At 68.2% G+C, this 17,305-nt stretch carries 17 protein-coding genes and 1 riboswitch; of the genes, 8 read left to right on the top strand and 9 right to left on the bottom strand.

Going from position 1 to position 17,305, the window contains the following annotated elements:
- Positions 1–1,001: 1,001 nt before the first annotated feature.
- The 3 genes from DWQ67_RS12885 to DWQ67_RS12875 form a co-directional block, all read right to left on the bottom strand.
- Positions 1,002–1,913 (bottom strand): C40 family peptidase, encoded by a 912-nt coding sequence (locus DWQ67_RS12885; RefSeq protein WP_121486016.1) that lies wholly within the window; start codon positions 1,911–1,913, stop codon positions 1,002–1,004.
- A 5-nt stretch (positions 1,914–1,918) separates the two neighbouring features.
- Positions 1,919–2,080: riboswitch (cyclic di-AMP (ydaO/yuaA leader) on the bottom strand.
- A 116-nt stretch (positions 2,081–2,196) separates the two neighbouring features.
- The gene (locus tag DWQ67_RS12880; protein WP_233556095.1) at positions 2,197–3,306 is read right to left on the bottom strand and encodes a M23 family metallopeptidase; all 1,110 of its coding nucleotides are present in this window, start codon (positions 3,304–3,306) and stop codon (positions 2,197–2,199) included.
- 140 nt (positions 3,307–3,446) lie between these two features.
- Positions 3,447–4,139, bottom strand: a complete 693-nt coding sequence (locus tag DWQ67_RS12875) for a metal-dependent transcriptional regulator (protein WP_121486015.1) — start codon at positions 4,137–4,139, stop codon at positions 3,447–3,449.
- Between the two features lie 182 nt (positions 4,140–4,321).
- Here DWQ67_RS12875 and serC point away from each other — a divergent pair, with 182 nt between their 5' ends.
- Positions 4,322–5,452 carry a phosphoserine transaminase gene (serC, locus tag DWQ67_RS12870; RefSeq protein ID WP_407645825.1) on the top strand — a complete coding sequence of 377 codons (1,131 nt, stop codon included), beginning with the start codon at positions 4,322–4,324 and terminating at the stop codon, positions 5,450–5,452.
- An 83-nt stretch (positions 5,453–5,535) separates the two neighbouring features.
- On the opposite strand, the gene DWQ67_RS12865 is transcribed toward serC, so the two are convergent.
- Positions 5,536–6,117, bottom strand: coding sequence for a DUF3027 domain-containing protein (locus DWQ67_RS12865; RefSeq protein WP_158595456.1), 582 nt, complete (start codon positions 6,115–6,117; stop codon positions 5,536–5,538).
- Between the two features lies 1 nt (position 6,118).
- Entirely contained in the window at positions 6,119–6,502 is a 384-nt protein-coding gene (locus DWQ67_RS12860; RefSeq protein WP_121486013.1) for a cold shock domain-containing protein, read from the bottom strand.
- Positions 6,503–6,644: 142 nt separating this feature from the next.
- Here DWQ67_RS12860 and DWQ67_RS12855 point away from each other — a divergent pair, with 142 nt between their 5' ends.
- From DWQ67_RS12855 to DWQ67_RS12835, 5 genes are all read left to right on the top strand, one after another.
- A complete protein-coding gene (locus tag DWQ67_RS12855; protein ID WP_121486012.1) occupies positions 6,645–6,902 on the top strand; it encodes a hypothetical protein in 258 nt (85 codons plus the stop codon).
- A 202-nt stretch (positions 6,903–7,104) separates the two neighbouring features.
- Positions 7,105–7,812 (top strand): response regulator transcription factor, encoded by a 708-nt coding sequence (locus DWQ67_RS12850; RefSeq protein WP_121486011.1) that lies wholly within the window; start codon positions 7,105–7,107, stop codon positions 7,810–7,812.
- A 16-nt stretch (positions 7,813–7,828) separates the two neighbouring features.
- Entirely contained in the window at positions 7,829–9,499 is a 1,671-nt protein-coding gene (locus DWQ67_RS12845) for a sensor histidine kinase (RefSeq protein WP_121486080.1), read from the top strand.
- A 169-nt stretch (positions 9,500–9,668) separates the two neighbouring features.
- Positions 9,669–9,959, top strand: coding sequence for a WXG100 family type VII secretion target (locus DWQ67_RS12840; protein ID WP_121486010.1), 291 nt, complete (start codon positions 9,669–9,671; stop codon positions 9,957–9,959).
- 140 nt (positions 9,960–10,099) lie between these two features.
- Complete coding sequence (locus DWQ67_RS12835) at positions 10,100–11,029, top strand: DUF4031 domain-containing protein (protein WP_121486009.1); 930 nt, start codon at positions 10,100–10,102, stop codon at positions 11,027–11,029.
- A gap of 184 nt (positions 11,030–11,213) precedes the next feature.
- Here the strand turns inward: DWQ67_RS12835 and groL are convergent, their stop codons facing one another.
- The 3 genes from groL to DWQ67_RS12820 all read right to left on the bottom strand — a co-directional run bounded on the left by groL (position 11,214) and on the right by DWQ67_RS12820 (position 14,145).
- Positions 11,214–12,839: a chaperonin GroEL gene (groL, locus tag DWQ67_RS12830; RefSeq protein ID WP_121486008.1), complete on the bottom strand. Its 1,626-nt coding sequence runs from the start codon at positions 12,837–12,839 to the stop codon at positions 11,214–11,216.
- Between the two features lie 317 nt (positions 12,840–13,156).
- Positions 13,157–13,840 carry a LytR C-terminal domain-containing protein gene (locus DWQ67_RS12825; RefSeq protein WP_121486007.1) on the bottom strand — a complete coding sequence of 228 codons (684 nt, stop codon included), beginning with the start codon at positions 13,838–13,840 and terminating at the stop codon, positions 13,157–13,159.
- Between the two features lie 20 nt (positions 13,841–13,860).
- The gene (locus DWQ67_RS12820; protein ID WP_233556094.1) at positions 13,861–14,145 is read right to left on the bottom strand and encodes a DUF3263 domain-containing protein; all 285 of its coding nucleotides are present in this window, start codon (positions 14,143–14,145) and stop codon (positions 13,861–13,863) included.
- A gap of 131 nt (positions 14,146–14,276) precedes the next feature.
- On the opposite strand from DWQ67_RS12820, the gene DWQ67_RS12815 reads away from it, so the two are divergent.
- Positions 14,277–15,074 carry a uracil-DNA glycosylase gene (locus DWQ67_RS12815; protein ID WP_121486005.1) on the top strand — a complete coding sequence of 266 codons (798 nt, stop codon included), beginning with the start codon at positions 14,277–14,279 and terminating at the stop codon, positions 15,072–15,074.
- A gap of 87 nt (positions 15,075–15,161) precedes the next feature.
- Here DWQ67_RS12815 and DWQ67_RS12810 read toward each other — a convergent pair whose 3' ends face one another.
- A complete protein-coding gene (locus DWQ67_RS12810) occupies positions 15,162–16,766 on the bottom strand; it encodes a threonine/serine exporter family protein (RefSeq protein ID WP_158595455.1) in 1,605 nt (534 codons plus the stop codon).
- 37 nt (positions 16,767–16,803) lie between these two features.
- On the opposite strand from DWQ67_RS12810, the gene DWQ67_RS13810 reads away from it, so the two are divergent.
- A complete protein-coding gene (locus DWQ67_RS13810) occupies positions 16,804–17,091 on the top strand; it encodes a hypothetical protein (protein WP_158595454.1) in 288 nt (95 codons plus the stop codon).
- Positions 17,092–17,305 lie beyond the last annotated feature (214 nt).

The following is a 17,305-nucleotide window of genomic DNA, read 5'->3' as shown; positions in this document are numbered from 1 at the left end:
GTCCGCGTTATGTGTTTCCACGCGCGCACGGCCGTCCGGCCGCCCCGCCCCGTCGCCCCGCCCCGCGACCCCGACCCCGACCCGTCGCCCAAGCACCCCTATCGCCACCAAGCACCCCACAAGCCCACTCCACACCGATAAGCCCGCTTCCCGCCCCGCGACCCCGGCCCGTCGCCGTCGCCGTCGCCGTCGCCCCCACGCCTGCACGCCCGGCCCGACCCTCCGCCGTCGCCCCAGCGCCCGGCTCCCCCGACGCCCAGCGCAAGCACCCCTATCGCCACCAAGCACCCCTATCGCCACCAAGCACCCTTCAAACCCGCTCCACGCCGATAAGCCCGCTTCTCCGCCCCGCCCCACGACACCCGCCCCAAGCACCCCTATCGACGCCAAGCACCCCACAAGCCCGCTCCTCGTCGATAAGCCCGCTTCCCCGCCCCGCGACGCCCGGCCCAAGCACCCCTATCGCCACGAAGCACCCCACAAGCCCGCCCCACCCCGATAAGCCCGCTTCCCCGCCCCGCGACCCCGGCCCGTCGCCGTCGCCCGCACGCCCGGCGCAAGCACGCCCGGCGCAAGCACCCCTATCGCCACGAAGCACCCTTCAAGCCCGCTCCACGCCGATAAGCCCGCTTCCCCGCCCCACGACGCCCGCCCCAAGCACCCCTATCGACGCGAAGCACCCCACAAGCCCGCCCCACGCCGATAAGTCCGCTTCCCCACCCCGCCGACCCCGGCCCGTCGCCGTCGCCGTCGCCGTCGCCCCCACGCCCGCACGCCCGCACGCCCGCACGCCCCGCGACCCGTCGCCGTCGCCCCAGCGCCCGGCTCCCCCAACGCCCAGCGCCCGGCGCAAGCACCCTTTTCGCCACGAAGCACCCTTCAAGCCCGCTCCACGCCGATAAGCCCGCTTCGCCGCCCCGCGACCCGACCTCAAGCCCCGGGAACGCCAAAGGGCCCGGCCTTCCGTGAGGAAAGCCGGGCCCTTCAGAAAGTGCTATCGATCAGCCAGCCCAGGTGTAGTACCCGTTGAAGGAATCGTAGGTGGTGCCAAGATCGCGCCACGCGGTGCCCGAGCTCGGGTTCTGCGCGCCGATGTAGCGTCCGCCACCCATGTAGATGGCGATGTGTGCGCCACCGCGCTGGATGATGATGTCGCCCGGCTTGGGGTTGCTGGTCTTGACGAACTGGCCACCCTTCCAGATGGCGCGAGCCGTGCGAGCCGAGATGTTCTTGCCGTTCTGCTTGTACACGTAGCGCACAAAGCCGGAGCAATCCCAACCGGACGGGGTGTTGCCACCCAGGACGTAGGGGGAACCGAGGTAGCCCTTGGCCGTGGCGGCCAGGCCGGAGCCGGAGACCGAGGAGGCCGAGCCCGAATCGGAGTCGTCAGAAGCAGAGGAAGCAACCTTCTTGGTGGAGGTGCTGCTCTTCTTCTTGGAGGAAGAGGTGGTGCTCTTCTTCGTGACGCCCGAGCCCGTCGTGGAGCCGGTGGAGCCCGTGGTGGACTCGGTCTGCTGCGCGGTCTCGGCAGTGGTGTCGACAGCCAGGGTGGCCTTGCCGGCGGAAGTAGAGGAGACCTCTTCCTGAGCCGGGGCGGCAACAACCTTGACGACCGGCAGCGAGGCCTTGAAGTTCTTGGCGTTCACCTTGGCCGAGACGACCTTGGTGGAAGCGGCGCGCTGGACGTCCAGTGCGGCGGTGTTGTTGTCTGCAGGGGCCGGAGCGGCCTGCGGCTGGTTGGCGGTGCTGGAGCCCGAGACGCCGAGAGTGACGACAAGACCACCGGCGGCGGCGATCACTGCTGCCTGGCGGCCCATGGTGCCGGCGTTGGACGCAACGGCCTTGGACAGAATTTCCAGCGAACCGGTGGACGAAGCAGCGCGGTGGCGTGCGATGTCTTGACGCTTGGTCACGTTGTTGTACCTCTCCCTGTGCCTACGAGGTGAGCTGTCGGGTTCGAGAGGGAGTCTCTCGGCATCCGGTGCGAATCGGATACTTAACCCCAAGGCCCTGGTTTCCCAGAACCGATATTGGGTCCCCCGCCACTGCCAGCGAAAATCGTATTTGGACCGTGATCGGCGGCAGTGCTCGGCTTACCGATCGCGGGTGCTCAACCCGAGCGGGTTGGGCACTTGATAACAGTATCGCATCGCTCCGTGATTGTCACGTTCAGATCACGGAAAGATACATATCAGGTCACAGCCAGAAGGCTGGGTCCACTGGCTTCTTGTTGACAACCACTTCCAGGTGCAGGTGGCACCCGGTGGAGTTGCCCGTGGTACCGCTCAAAGACACGACGTCTCCGCGGTTCACCACGTCCCCCACCTTCACCTTCAGGCCGGAGTTGTGGTTGTACGTGGTCTCCAGGCCGTTGCCGTGATCAATCGTCACGCGGATGCCGGAGTGGCCCTGGGTATCTTCCGCCTGGGTCACGGTGCCGGCGGCTGCGGCGTACACCGGAGTACCGCACTTCACGCCATAATCCTGGCCGATGTGGCCCACGGAACCGCCGCCACCCCAAGGATCGGCGCGGCCGCCAAACGGCGAGGTGATGCGCACGGAAGTCAACGGCTGCGACAGCAGACCCTTGGTTTCGGTGGGAGCCAACGTCGCGGCGTCGTTCTCTACAGCCTTCATGAAGTTGACCAGGCGGTCCTCGACACCGGCCTCAGCCTTGACGCTGGCGACCTGGAGATCCGAGTCGCCTTCGGCCGGTGCGGCCTTGACGTCCTTGGCGGTCACTGCGGTCTTGGCGGCGCGGTCCGGCTTGAGCTCCTTGGGGCCACCGTCTGCCACGGCGGGCTGCCACATGGCCGCAGCAACCAGGCCAGTTGCCGCAGCTGCGGCGGCGGCCTGGTGGGGCAGGGTGGCGATGAAACGACGGCCGCGGCTGGGGCCGTTCAGCGCGGCGCGGGCCTCGCGGCGGTTCGCGAAGGCCGGGGTCTCCTCGCCCTCAAGGACGGAGGCGACGGACAGCGGCGCCGGCGAAGGCATGGTGATCACGGGGGCCAGCTCATGCTGACCGGCGGCCTGCTGCGCCAGGCGCTCTGCGGCGCGCGCCTCGCGGCGGGTCACAAAGGCGGCTGCCTGCTCGGCCACAAGGTCAGCGTTCTGGGCCACCAGCGAAGAGCCGAGGGCAAGGGCCTCTGCATGCTGTGCCGCGCGGCGGCTCAGTTCCTCAAGGCTGAGGGGCTCAGAGTGGCGTCCCTGTCCGGAAAAGTGGCGGGCATTCGCGGGTGCCGCTGCTACGGCGAGGGGCTCGCGAAGGCTCGCACGGCGGCGTCCGGAAGTGCGCGACTCGGCCACAGAGATGTCCTTCCAACAGAAGATAGGGGGCGGTCAGATCACGCAAACGTGAAGGCCAACGCGTACCAGCCTAACTTCTCCGCGCGTAGATAACAATCCGGTCTCAGTAGATCACGGAAAGATACGAGGGATAGCGGCGCTCAGGCGCGGGCAACAAAGAGGTGCGCACTGACCTCGGTCGGCAGTTCCAGCGCACCTTCAACACCCTGCACACGCACTACTGCGTACTCGCCCTGGCGCTCCGCAGTGATGCGGGCACCGGGTCGGATGCCACCTTCGCTGAGCTGGCTCAGCAGGATGGGATCCACCTGGATGGTCTCTGCCAGGCGCTCCACCGTCAGCGGCCCTTCGGCCCCCTCTGCCAGCGCGGCGTCCAGGTTCTGCACTCCGTAACTAAAGGACTCCACGGGATTCCCACCAAAGGCCTCCAGGCCCGGGATGGGATTGCCGTACGGGGACTCCTCGGGGCGGCCAAGCAGCTCAAAGAGGCGGCGCTCCACGCGCTCGCTCATGACGTGCTCCCAGCGGCAGGCCTCCTCGTGGACGTACTCCCAGTCCAGGCGGATCACATCTGCCAGGAGCCGCTCCGCCAGGCGGTGCTTGCGCATCACCTCGGTGGCGCGGCGGCGGCCCAGCTCGGTGAGTTCAAGGTGGCGATCCTCACGAACCATCATGAGCCCGTCGCGCTCCATGCGCGCCACGGTCTGCGACACCGTCGGGCCGGAGTGGCCCAGACGTTCGGCGATGCGGGCGCGCAGAGCAACAATGCCCTCCTCCTCGAGTTCGAGGACGGTGCGCAGGTACATCTCGGTGGTGTCGATGAGATCGGACACGCTGGCGACTCCTTATAAAGCGGGACGGCTGACGATCGCGAGGCCCTCCCCAGCTTAGTCACGCCGAGGCCCCTGATCGGTCACATTCCCTACGCGGATGCGGTGCCTGGCCACCCGTTGCGACACGATGGGCGTGGCAACGCCCATCCCATGCGCAGCTCAGTGAGCGCACCGACAGGAGTATCAACGTGCCCGAGTACCCGATCATTCCTTCCGAACTGCTGCCCCTCGATGGGCGTTTTGGCGCGGGACCGTCCAAGGTTCGCGACGCCCAGACCGCCGCCGTGTCCGCCGCGAGCCGCACACTGCTTGGTACTTCCCACCGCCAGGCGCCGGTCAAGACGTTGGTGCGCCAGGTGCAGGAGGGGCTCTCGCAGCTCTTCTCCGCTCCGGATGGCTACGAGGTGGTGCTTGGCGTGGGCGGGTCAACCGCCTTCTGGGACGCCGCCGCCTTTGGGTTGGTTCGTGAGCGCGCCCAGCACCTCTCGTTTGGCGAGTTTGGCTCAAAGTTTGCCAAGGCCACCAACAATGCGCCGTTCCTCGGTGCCTCAGAGATCATCACCTCGGATCCCGGTACCTGCCCCGCCCCGCACGCCACCGCGGGCGTGGACGTGTACGCCTGGCCGCACAATGAGACCTCCACTGGCGTGATGGCCCCGGTGCGCCGCGTTGACGGCGCGGACCAGGATGCGCTGGTCCTGGTGGATGCCACCTCCGGTGCCGGCGGCTTGGCCGTGGACGTGGCGCAGACGGACGTGTACTACTTCGGTCCGCAGAAGAACTTTGGCTCCGACGGCGGCCTGTGGGTTGGTTTGTTCTCCCCGCGCGCCTTGGAGCGCGTGGAGCAGGTTGCCGCCTCTGGCCGGTGGATCCCGGACTTCCTTGACCTCAAGACGGCCGTGGATAACTCCGCCAAGAATCAGACGTACAACACGCCTTCTCTGACCACGCTGGTCACGTTGGAGGACCAGGTGCGTTGGATGAACGATCAGGGCGGGTTGGACTGGGCCACCGCCCGCACGGCGGATTCCTCCTCGCGCCTGTACTCGTGGGCGCAGGCGCACCCGCTGGCGACCCCGTTTGTGCAGCGGGCCGAGGATCGCAGCCAGGTCATCTGCACCATCGATTTTGATGAGTCCATTGATGCGGATGCGGTGGCCAAGGCCCTGCGCGCCAACGGGATCGTGGATACCGAGCCTTACCGCAAGCTGGGCCGCAACCAGCTGCGCATCGCCACGTTTGTCAGCATCGATCCGGAGGACGTCACGCGGCTGACGCAGAGCATCGATTACGTGCTTGGCACCATGGCCTAGGCCCGGCCAGACGCAGCGAGGCGCCCTCCTTGTTGGAGGGCGCCTCGCTGCGTTTTAGCGATGTGTCAACGCGGGCGGTTGGCTCAGCGCTTGCGCCGGCGGCGACGGCGCTGGCCGCGCACGTTGCGCGGTTCGTCGTCGTCTTCGCTGTCTTCGTCGCGATCACTGCCAGTGCCCGACGCCGCGTGGTGCTCTTCCAGCTCGTCCTCGCCTTCCGGCGCGGCCGGGTCGGAGACCTCCGTTGGGTGCGTCGCGGACGCCGGGGATTCCGCGGGTTCCGCGGGGGTCTCGGCAGACTCTGCCTCCGGCGGGGCACCGTGCACGCTCTCGCTGGCAGCCTTGGCTGCGGCGAGCTCCTCCGGTTCCATGCGATCTGACCAGGGAACCCACGGCGGGGCAAGCAGCGCGTCCGGACCCGGAACGATGCCGGACTCGCAGACGGTGGCCTCCTTGCCACGGGAGGGGCGGGCCAGGCTGACGTACCATTCCCAGCCGCGGTAGCCGGGCACCAGCGCCTCAAAGCGGTGCGTCACCAGCCGTTCGGCGTCCGCGCTGACGCCAAGGTGTCCACCCACGTGGGCGTCCGGTGCCACGGGGGCAAGCGCCTCGCGGGCCTCTGCAGTGGCCTCCGCCAGCAGGGTATCCAGCTTGGGGGTGCGGGCCATCTCAGGCCTCCAACTCATCGGCGAGGCGACGCATGGCCTCGGCCACACGCTTGCCGGAGGCCGGCTCCGGGTAGCGGCCGTGGCGCAGGCCATCCGCCGTGCGCTCCAGCACCTTGATGAGGTCCTCTAGCACCTGGGCCGTGTCTTCCGCCGGGCGGCGCTTGGCGCGGGCCACGGAGGGCGCGGACTCCAGGATGGTGACGGCCAGCGCCTGGGGGCCACGGCGGCCATCTGCCACGCCGAACTCCACCTTGGTGCCTGGGCGCATGCTCTCCACGCCCTGGGGCAGCGCGGAGGCGTGGACGTACACCTCTTCCCCGTCCTCCCCTGCAATGAAACCGAAGCCCTTGCTGGGCTCGTACCACTTGATCTTTCCGCTTGGCACTGTGGCCACTCCTCTTGTACTTGCTACGCGTGGAGAACGCGCGCGCCGCGCCTGCCGTGGGCAGGGGGCTATGAAAGGGCCCGTTCAGGGGCCTACGAATGTGTTCCAGCGTACGGCATGGCCTCCCGACTAGACTGAAAGGGTGTCAGAACAGCTTGCGCCCTCAGCTCATCGCCCGTTTCGTGCCGCTCTGCTGGTGCTCACGGTCGCCGCGGCAGTACTTTCCTTGGTCTCCCTCGCGGCCATCCTCGTGGAGTACTTTTCCCAGGTGGCCGTGTGGCCACCCCTGATGGCGGTGGGGCTGTGGGGCCTGCCCATCGCGTTCCTGGGGCTCGTCGCCATGCTCCTCCTCTCGGTGCGGGATAGGCGCCTGGAGGATTCCGCGGCCCGCCGAGCCTGAGGCTCGCGCCCTAATCGTTACCGGCGATCCTGAGCCTGGCGCCTGACAGCACACTTGGCGCCGCCTTCCCAGTGTTGACGGGGAACTCCCCGCCAATGGGGAGCCGCTACCCTGGTGACGCACGCCACACGCACACCCGACCACGCGGCGTCGTACAGCAAGCGTCCAGAAAACTCCCAGACTCACTGCCCAGGATAAAAGCATGAACGCTCAACAGCCCGAGGCCAAGCTCCTCGTTGTGGACGACGAACCCAACATTCGCGAATTGCTCTCCACGTCCCTGCGCTTTGCAGGTTTTGACGTCACGGCCGCCGCCAATGGCCGCGAGGCCCTGGCCGCCGTGGAGCGTGAAGAACCGGACCTTGCGGTCCTGGATGTCATGCTCCCGGACATGGACGGCTTCACCATCACCCGCCGCCTCCGCGCCGCCGGGCGTCACTTCCCGGTCGTGTTCCTCACCGCCAGGGATGACACTGATGACAAGGTCACCGGCCTGACCGTGGGCGGGGATGACTACGTCACCAAGCCGTTCAGCCTGGACGAGGTGGTGGCCCGCATCCGCGCCGTACTGCGCCGCACGCACCCGGATGAGGACAACGCGGTGCTTGCCGTGGATGACCTTGAATTGGATGACGACGCACACGAGGTGCGCCGCGCGGGCGAGGTCATTGACCTCTCCCCCACCGAGTTCAAACTGCTGCGCTACCTGATGATGAACCCCAACCGTGTGCTCTCCAAGGCCCAGATCCTGGATCACGTGTGGGAATACGACTTCAATGGAGACGCCTCCATCGTGGAGTCATACATCTCTTACCTGCGCCGCAAGATTGACTCCCGCGAGGATTGGGAGCCCATGATCCAGACCAAGCGCGGCGTGGGCTACCTGCTGCGCTCTGCAGACAGGCGCTGACTGACACGTGGGTGGCATGACCCGACTGTTCCGCCACATCTCGCTGCGCACCAAGCTCGTGGCGTTGATGGCGGCCCTCATGATGGCCGGAATCCTGGCCACGGCATGGGCCACAGCGCAGTCGACGAAGGCCGCGTTGGTGGGGCAGATCGACGTGGACCTGCGGGCCGCCTACACGGACCTTGGCAGCGCCATGCAAACGGCCGTCGCCAAGGACAGGGACGCCATCGCGCCGGCCGGCGGGCGGACCGCTGACTTCTACGCCTCTCTGTATGACACCAGCGGCGAGCTGCTCTTCGCCAAGCCGGCCTACGCCAATACCCGGGACACCCCGGCGGTGGGGTCCGTGACCCCTGCCGTGGTTAGCCAACACAAGCGGGCCCCCTTCACGGTGCGCGGAACCGACCCCGGGTCCCGCGGGTGGCGGGTGCTGGTGGTGCCCGCGAGCGGCGACGCCGGGTCCGTGTTGGTGGCGTGGCCCTTGCAGGACACCACGGAGAACGTGGAGCGGGCCACCGCCTCCATCCTGCTCACGGGCACGCTCGCGACCATGGTCATGTCCCTGATTGGCTACGCCGTGACCACGCGGTCCTTCCGCCCGCTGCGCCGCGTGGAGCGCACGGCGGCGTCGATCGCGCAGGGCAATCTGTCCGGGCGCATCGAGGAGTTTCCCATTGAGACGGAGGTGGGGCGCCTCTCTTACTCCCTGAACGCGATGCTGGCCCAAATCGAGGCCGCCTTCCGCGCCAAGGCAGCCTCAGAAACCAAGATGCGCCGCTTCATTCAGGACGCGTCCCACGAGTTGCGCACGCCGCTGGTGACCATCCGTGGCTACTCCGAGCTGTACCGCCACGGCGGCATCCCCGCCGGTGAGCCGCTGGATCAGTCCATGGGCCGCATTGAGGCAGAGGCCAAGCGCATGACCCAGCTGGTGGAGGATCTGCTGACCCTGGCTCGCCTGGACGAGGAGCGCCCGTTGGAGCCGGCCCCCGTCGATCTGCTGGTCCTGGCCAATGACGCGGTCGCTGATGCGCGCGTCAACGCGCCGGATCGTGTGGTGCGCCTGGTCGGCGTGGACGGCAATCCGCCGGAGTCCGCACCCACCGTGGGAGACGAACCCAAGCTGCGCCAAGTGGTGGTCAACCTCATGACCAATGCCCTGCGCTACACGCCGGAGGGCACCCCGATTGAGGTGGCGGTGGGTGTGCGCCCCGTGATCTCCGGCCGTTCCGACTCTGTCATTGCCCTGGTGGATCACGGCGACGGCATCCCGCCGGCGGATGCCCAGCGCATCTTTGAGCGCTTCTACCGCGCCGATTCCTCGCGCCAGCGGGAGACGGGCGGCACGGGTCTTGGGCTGGCGATTGTCGCGGCCATCGCCAAGCAGCACGACGGCGGCATCCGGCTCACCGATACGCCTGGTGGCGGCGCGACCATGTCGCTTCACGTCCCCTACGTGCCGCAGGAGCCAGAACCCGATACGGACGCGGCGGACGCCGCTGACGTGCCCGACGACGCTGCCTCGCCTTCCACACGCCCCCTGGCTCTGCTGCGCAATACCTTCACGCGGCGCGCGTCCAAGGAGGGCGCCGCTAAGGACAGTGCGTCTAAGGAGGGCACTGCCAAGGATGGCGCCCGCGAGGACGCCGACGCCAAGCGGCCCGAGGACGGGCCGCCCGCAGTCTGAGCCCGGACGACGAGTAACGGGCGGGCCCCCGTCCCTCACACCCGGCGTGAGTGCGGCACACGCGGCGTGTCGTCCACAGTCCCGGCATCTGCCGCCCCGCAGTAGGGCGCCTGCCCCGATCCTGGAGAGAGCCCCGGCAACCCGCCGGAACACGAACCAGGAGGATCCCATGACGCAGTTCACCGCAGACACTCAGCAGATGCGAACCAAGAGCGCGCAGGTCCTGCGCACGGCGGAGCAGGTCCGCACGGAGGTCAATAGCCTCCAAGCCTCGCTCCTGCAGCTCCAGGGCGCATGGAGCGGCGGAGCCAGCACGCAGTTCCAGTCGCTGCTGACGCAGTGGCGTGCCGTGCAGAGCAAGGTGGAGGCCTCGCTGACGCAGATCAGCACCGCCCTCACCACGGCCTCCACGCAATACGACGAGGCAGAGCGCACCAACCGAGCCCTGTTCCAGCACTGAGCTGGTAGCGAGCCCGCGCAAAGCGTCTGGCCGGCCCCGGCGGGCCTTCCGGGGCCGGCGGCGTTCACGCCCACGGGCGCAAACCCCTGCACCGCCGGGACTGGCCAACGCTCGGCGCCTCAGCCACTAGGCTGACCGGCATGAGCGTGCTGATTGACCCGCCCCTGTGGCCAGCCCACGGAACGTTCTTCTCACATCTGGTCTCGGACAGCTCCGTTGACGAGCTGCACGCCTTCGCAACGGAGGCCGGGCTACCGCCCGGCGCCTTTGATCGGGACCACTACGACGTTCCGCTGCGCGAGCACGAACGGCTCGTCTCGCTCGGCGCCGAACCGGTCTCCGCTGGGGAGCTCACGCGGCGCCTCATCCGTGGTGGCGTGCGGGTGCCAGCCCGGGAGCGTCCAGACCGCCACGATGCGTGGCTGCGCCGGCGCTTTGACGAGCTATTGCCAGGCCGAAGCGAGGTGCGAGAGCCGCTCCTGGCCCGCTGGTCTGAGCCGCACCGCCACTATCACGATCGCAGGCATCTCTCCGAGGTCCTGCGCTCCCTTGACTGGCTCGCGGCACAGGAGCTGGACCAGGCCTCACACGCCTCCACGCGGGACACCGTGCTCGTGGCGCAGCTGGCCGGGTGGTGGCATGACGCGGTGTACCAGGGGGTGGCCGGGCAGGACGAGCAGGAGTCGGCGGCGCTGGCTCGTCGGGATTTGGCTGAACCCGACGCGGACCGTGCGGCGGGGGCACCTTCCGCGGCAGTGGTGCAGAGGGTCTCGGACGCCATCCTCATGACGGTGGAGCACCTCCCCGGTGGCGACCCGGCGCAGACCCTGCTCAACGACGCGGATCTGCGGGTCCTGGCCCGGCCGGAGGCCTCTTACGATCGCTATGTGGCTCAGGTGCGCAGGGACTACGCCCACGTGGAAGACGCTGACTTTGCCCGTGGGCGCGCCCAGGTCCTGCGCTCCCTCTTGGGCGGTGAGCGGCTGTACGTGACGCAAGCGGGGCATCAAGCGTGGGAGGCCACCGCTCGGGCCAATCTGGAGCGGGAGCTCCGCGGCCTGGAATCCTAACTTCGGGCCACGCAGGCCACACGGGCCACGCGGGCCACCCCACCACGGGCCAGGGCCTTCCAACACAAACCAAGGCCCTCCAACACAAACCAGGGCCCCGATGGACGCGAATCCATCGGGGCCCTGGCAGGGGTACTGCGGAAGGTGAGGCGTGCGGTGAAGCTCACCGCACGCCGTCGGGCGCTTAGAAGCCGCCCATGCCACCCATCTCATCGGCGCCTGCGGCCGGGGCGTTCTTCTCCGGCTTGTCCGCCACAACGGCCTCGGTCGTCAGGAACAGGCCGGCGATGGACGCGGCGTTCTGCAGGGCAGAGCGCGTGACCTTCACCGGATCGTTGACGCCGGCGGCCAGCAGGTCCTCGTACACACCGGTCGCGGCGTTCAGGCCGGACCCTGCGGGGAGGGACTTGACCTTGTCCGCCACAACGCCCGGCTCGAGGCCGGCGTTGAAGGCGATCTGCTTCAACGGTGCCTCGATGGCGACGCGGACGATGTTGCCACCGGTGGCCTCGTCGCCCTCTAGCTGCAGCCTGGCGAATGCCTTGGCACCAGCCTGGATCAGGGCCACGCCACCGCCGGCGACGATGCCCTCTTCCACGGCAGCCTTGGCGTTGCGCACGGCGTCCTCGATGCGGTGCTTGCGCTCCTTGAGCTCCACCTCGGTAGCGGCGCCGGCCTTGATGACGGCCACGCCGCCAGCCAGCTTCGCCAGGCGCTCCTGCAGCTTCTCCCGGTCGTAGTCGGAATCGGTGTTCTCGATCTCGGCACGGATCTGGTTCACGCGACCGGCGATTTCCTCGGCAGAGCCGGCACCATCAACGATGGTGGTCTCGTCCTTGGTCACCACAACCTTGCGGGCCTGGCCCAGCAGCTCAAGCGTGGCGTTCTCCAGCTTGAGGCCAACCTCTTCGGCAACAACCTGGCCGCCGGTGAGGATCGCGATGTCTGCCAGCATGGCCTTGCGGCGGTCGCCGAAGCCCGGAGCCTTAACGGCCACGGACTTGAAGGTGCCACGGATCTTGTTCAGGACCAGGGTGGCCAGCGGCTCCGAGTCCACGTCCTCGGCAATGATCAGCAGCGGCTTGCCGGTCTGCATGACCTTCTCCAGCACCGGGACCAGGTCCTTCACGGCGGAGATCTTGGAGTTCACGATGAGGATGTAGGGATCCTCCAGCACGGTCTCCTGGCGCTCAGCGTCAGAGACGAAGTACGCGGAGATGTAGCCCTTGTCGAAGCGCATGCCCTCGGTGAGCTCAAGGTCCAACCCAAAGGTGTTGGACTCCTCAACCGTAATCACGCCCTCCTTGCCGACCTTGTCAAGGGCCTCGGCAATGAGGCTGCCAACCAGGGGGTCACCGGCGGAGATGGACGCCGTGGCGGCAATCTCTTCCTTGGTCTCGATCTCCTTGGCCGCGGCCAGGAGCTCCTCGGTCACGGCGGCGACGGCCTTCTCGATGCCGCGCTTGAGCGAGAGCGGATCTGCGCCGGCGGCAACGTTGCGCAGGCCTTCCTTCACGAGGGCCTGGGCCAGAACCGTGGCGGTGGTGGTGCCATCACCGGCGACGTCGTCGGTCTTCTTGGCCACCTCCTTCACCAGCTCCGCGCCGATCTTCTCGTACGGATCCTCGAGGTCGATCTCCTTGGCGATGGACACGCCATCGTTGGTGATCGTGGGGGCGCCCCACTTCTTTTCGAGGACGACGTTGCGGCCTCGCGGGCCCAGGGTCACCTTCACGGCGTCGGCGAGGATGTTAAGTCCTCGCTCCAATCCGCGACGGGCTTCCTCGTCAAATGCAATGGTCTTAGCCATGGCTCCAGTTGGTCCTTTCCGGAACTGACAAGCGTGGTCGGAGTATCCGGAGGGTGCCCGCGACGGACGGGCCGCTGACAGCGCCACGAAGCGCCATCCGCAAACCCTCACCCACCGGTTCCGTAGGTCTCCGGCCGGGCCGTCATGCGCCGAGGGCGCCTGGCAGTCTCACGACCGGAGTGCTAACACCATGTTGGCACTCACCCACGCCGAGTGCAAGATTGCGGGGCCCGCTTTGCTGAGGGCGCACTGCCGGCACAAGTCCACTGCCAGCAGAGCGGGGTACTGGGGCTCGGCCGTTCGGCCGGAGAACCGGCTTAGTTGCTGCGGTCGGTACCGATGACCACTGAAACCGGGGACGGGATGTTGGCGGTCTGCACCACGGTGCTGATCTTGAGGCGCTTGGCGATGGCCTCTGCGGTCGCCTTGGAGGCGGCGTCCTTGTAGTACACGGCGGAGACGCTGGTGCGCTTGGTCCAGTTCGCGTTGCTCACGTTGGTGTAGCCGGCGCTCTTCAGCGTGGATGCGCTCCCGGAGGCCAGGCCGGAGCGGCCGGTTCCGTTGTAGACGCCCACGGTGGCGGAGAGGTCGGCGGAGTCGCTGCTGGAGGATGAGGGGCTGCTGGATGCGGACTCGCTCGAACCTGAGGAAGCCGGCGCGGAGGCCTCGTCGGACTTCTTCACCTCGCCCTCGCCGCCGTCCTTGGCCTTGTCCGTTGACTTGGCTTGATCCGATGAGCCGGCCTTGTCGGAGGACTTGGCCTCGTCGCCAGAGTCCTCGCTCTGGCTGGTGCCGGAGTCGGCATCCCCGGCCACGGTCTCCACCTTGGGGTGCACCACAAAGAACATGACCGCTCCGACCGCCAGCGCCAGGAGGCCAATCACGATCAGGGTCCAGATGCCCGTGCGGGGATCACGCAGGCGCACAAAGGAGCGGTGCGATCCTTCGCGTCGAGCATTCTCCGGCACGACGTCGAACTCGTCGCGGGGGTACTGGGTCATCGTGGCGTTTCCTCGTGTTCTCAACCGGATGTGGGCCGCCCGGGCACACGCAGGCGCCCCTCTCGGCTGGCGCGCAAGCGCCGAACCAGCATCGGCGCGTAGGCGAGTGCCGCCTCCGTGTCGATCAGAGCGTTGAGGCGCTGATAAAACTGCGCGCTCGTCATGTGCAGGGTGGACCGGATGGTCTCTTGTTTGGCACCGGGGCGTTGAGAGGATCGCGCTTCCAGGTCCAGCATCGCCTGATCCAGGGCGCTCAGCCCCGCCTTGAGCGGGCCCTTCGCCTCGGATTCAACGGGCTCGTCCACGTCCGCGCCCCCTCCCATTCATCCAGTGCCAAAGCCATCCTACGGTTTGGGCCTGGGGATTCCCGCCCAAGCCCGCCGCCCGGGTCCGGCCGGGTTGCCCTCCCAGCGGCGCGGGCTGGGACCATGGGGCTATGCAGCAGCACGCGGACCTTTTCCCCAGCAGTGACCAGCAACACAGCGATCCCCAGTGGCGCGGGCGCTACGCCGAGCGGTGGATCGCGAACGGCGTGCATCCGGAGTGGGTCTCGGTGCTGCTAGGCGCGGGGCCCCCCCTTGCCTGCGGCTCGGCGGACCAACAACGCATAGTGCTCGACGCCGCGTTGGGGCGTGTGGGGGGCGGGTTGCGGGAACGTGGGGCGGCCGGAGAACGGATCCTGCCGGATCCGGCGGTGACGTTGCGGGCACTAGCCATGGCTCCGGGCCAGGTCAAGGTGTTAATCGTGGGACAGGATCCCTATCCCACCCCCGGCCACGGGATCGGCCTGAGCTTCGCGACGGAGCGGGACGTTCGCCCGCTCCCCCGGAGCCTGCAGAACATTCGCCAGGAACTGGCCGCGGACCTCGGCACGGCACTGCCCCCGCATGGGGACCTTTCCCCGTGGCTACAGCAAGGGGTCATGCTCCTGAACCGCACCCTCACCGTCACGGCCGGGGAGGCCGGTTCCCACGCCAAGCTGGGCTGGGCGCCACTCACGGATGCGATCGTGGCCCACCTGGGGTCCCTTCCCGGCGCGCCGGTGGGCATTCTCTGGGGCAAGCACGCCCAGGCGGTGCGGCCGTTGCTTGGCCAGCACCCGGTGATCGAGTCCGCGCACCCCTCGCCGCTCTCTGCCCGCCGCGGGTTCTTTGGCTCGCGCCCGTTCTCGCGGGCCAATAGCGAGCTCGCGAACCTCGGCGTGGCGCCGGTGGATTGGGGCTTGGGCTCCTGAGAGCCCGGCCACCAGTGGCGGGGTTTGGCCCCGAGCCACAACACCGGCACCGGCCGCCGGCACCCTGGGCGCGGCCAACCCAAGGAATCAGCGCCGGCGAATCCGCCGGCGGGACTTGGCGTTCCAGTCCTTCGTGAACGGCCGCGCCAGCGTGTCTCCGAGCGCCACACCCGCCGCCACACCAAGAATGATGGTGAAGGAGGTGAACATGTTCACGATGCTGACGGTCACGTCAGAGGTCTCCAGCGCCATGCCGTACATGGAGCGGAAGATGGACAGGCCTGGTAGCAGAATCACGATGGCTGGCACGGCTAGCACCAGGGGCGTGGTCCCGATGCGTAGACCAATCAGGCGGGCCATCAGCCCCATCACCACGGCCGCTGCGGCGGGCGCCAGTCGCTCCCCGGCGCCGGCAAAGTGCACCGCGCCGTAATTCACCAGGTAGCCCACCACCGCAATGCTTGAGGTGGTGATGAGGTAGCGCGGGGCCACCTGCTGCACGATGGACCCGCACGCCACGGCGATCATGACCAGTGCGCACAGCACCGGCAAGAGCAGCGTGGGTTTGGGCGGTTCCGCGGCCAGCAGGGCGTCCAGCTTGGGCAGATTGAACCACCTGCCACTCACCGCACCGAACATCACGCCGGCGATGATGGCGGCGTAGATAATCATGGCCGAGAACAGCCGCCCCACCGCTGTGACGGGGAAGCCGTTGATGGCGTCTTGCACCGCGGAGACAAACCTGCCGCTTGGCAGCAGCAGCATGATGCCGCCGGCGACCACCAGCTCGGGATTTTTGAGCCAGTCATTGCTGTAGAGGATCAGCGCGATGATCGTGGCGACGGACGTTCCCGCCGCAATGGAGAAGAACGTGGGGATGCGCCAGCGATCACCAAGGCGCGTCACCAGCGTGACGAGCAACCCGGAGACCACGGCCGCCAACGCACCGCGCGGCGTCCCACCAATCACGAGCACAAAGAGGCCGGCAAAGAGCGCCCCGGCGGCGATCACGATGGGCTTGTTGTACGGCTTGGGCCGGCGGCGAATGGAGCGTAACCGCGAACGGGCAAAGTCCAGGCCAACGCGCCCGGCGGTGATGTCACCGACCAGCTGGTGCACCAGGGACAGCCCGGCAAAGTTGTCTGACGAGGAGCGCACCACGCGCAGGATCGAGGCCGGCAGCCCCTCTGGCGGGGCCCAGTTCAGGTGCACCGACTGGTTGGTGATGTCGATGTCCACGTGTCGCAGCCCCAGCGACGTGGTGACGGCGATGACGCTGGTCTCCACGTCCAGAGCGCTGGCGCCCCACCGAATCATGGTCTCCGCCAGGTCCAGGGTGAAGAGCAGGATGGGGCGGGCCACATCCTCAGCCGCCTCCGTCTCCGTCACCGTGGGGTTGGCGTAGGGGGAACCGACCAGTCGGTCAACGATGTTGAAGGTGGTGGTGGGAGGCGCGGCGTCCTCCATCATGCGCCGCAACAGGGTCCGCGCCTGCGGGTGCGCCTGCTGCGGCACAGCGGTGGTGCCCAACTCGGTGTGCACCACGTAGGGGGACGCGCCTGAGTGAGCCGGCTGGGGCAGCCCGGGGGCGGCGGCGCCGCCGGGCGCGTCGGAGAGCAGGGAGGACGTCTTGGACGGGCGCCCCTTGGAGGGAACGCGTGGCAGCAGGGGCATGCCCTTGCGCCGGTTCACCGTGGAGGCACCTCGGCCAGCCGCAGCGGCGTCGGGCGTGCGTGCTGTGCCCGACGGCGCCTGGCTGGGCCGCGCAGGCGCAGCCGAGGACGCAGCGGGCGCAGCGGGCGACGCAGCGGGTCCAGGTGCGGCGGGCGACGCAGCGGGTCCAGGTGCGGCGGGTCCAGGTGAGGGCGGGGCGGTGACCTGCGAGGCCGTGACCTGGCGCAGTAGCGAGACACGCGGCGTCGGCTCGCTGGGCGAGTCCTCCACGGGACGGCGCAGCCCAGCCGCGGAGGGCGGTACCGCCGGGAGCGGTGGGACGCTGGACTCCGGGATGCCCTGAGGCTCCGCGGGCTCTTGACCCGGATGTTTCGTGGACGAAGACACGCGCGTTTTGCCTCCTGTGGATGTAGCCGTGGTGCTTGCTCTGACTCAACTGTACGCACGCAAGTGGGGCTGTCCCTGGCCCATCGCTGAGCGAGCGGTGAGAGCTTTGGCACGCACCGCTCGCTATCGGGAATGGGCCCACGTGTGGGACGGTTTGCTCACCTATAGGC

The sequence above is a fragment of the Galactobacter caseinivorans genome (genome assembly GCF_003640665.1).
Taxonomy (GTDB): domain Bacteria; phylum Actinomycetota; class Actinomycetes; order Actinomycetales; family Micrococcaceae; genus Galactobacter; species Galactobacter caseinivorans.
The sequence above is the reverse complement of the archived record's forward strand: the minus strand, read 5'-3'. Positions and strand labels throughout refer to the sequence as shown.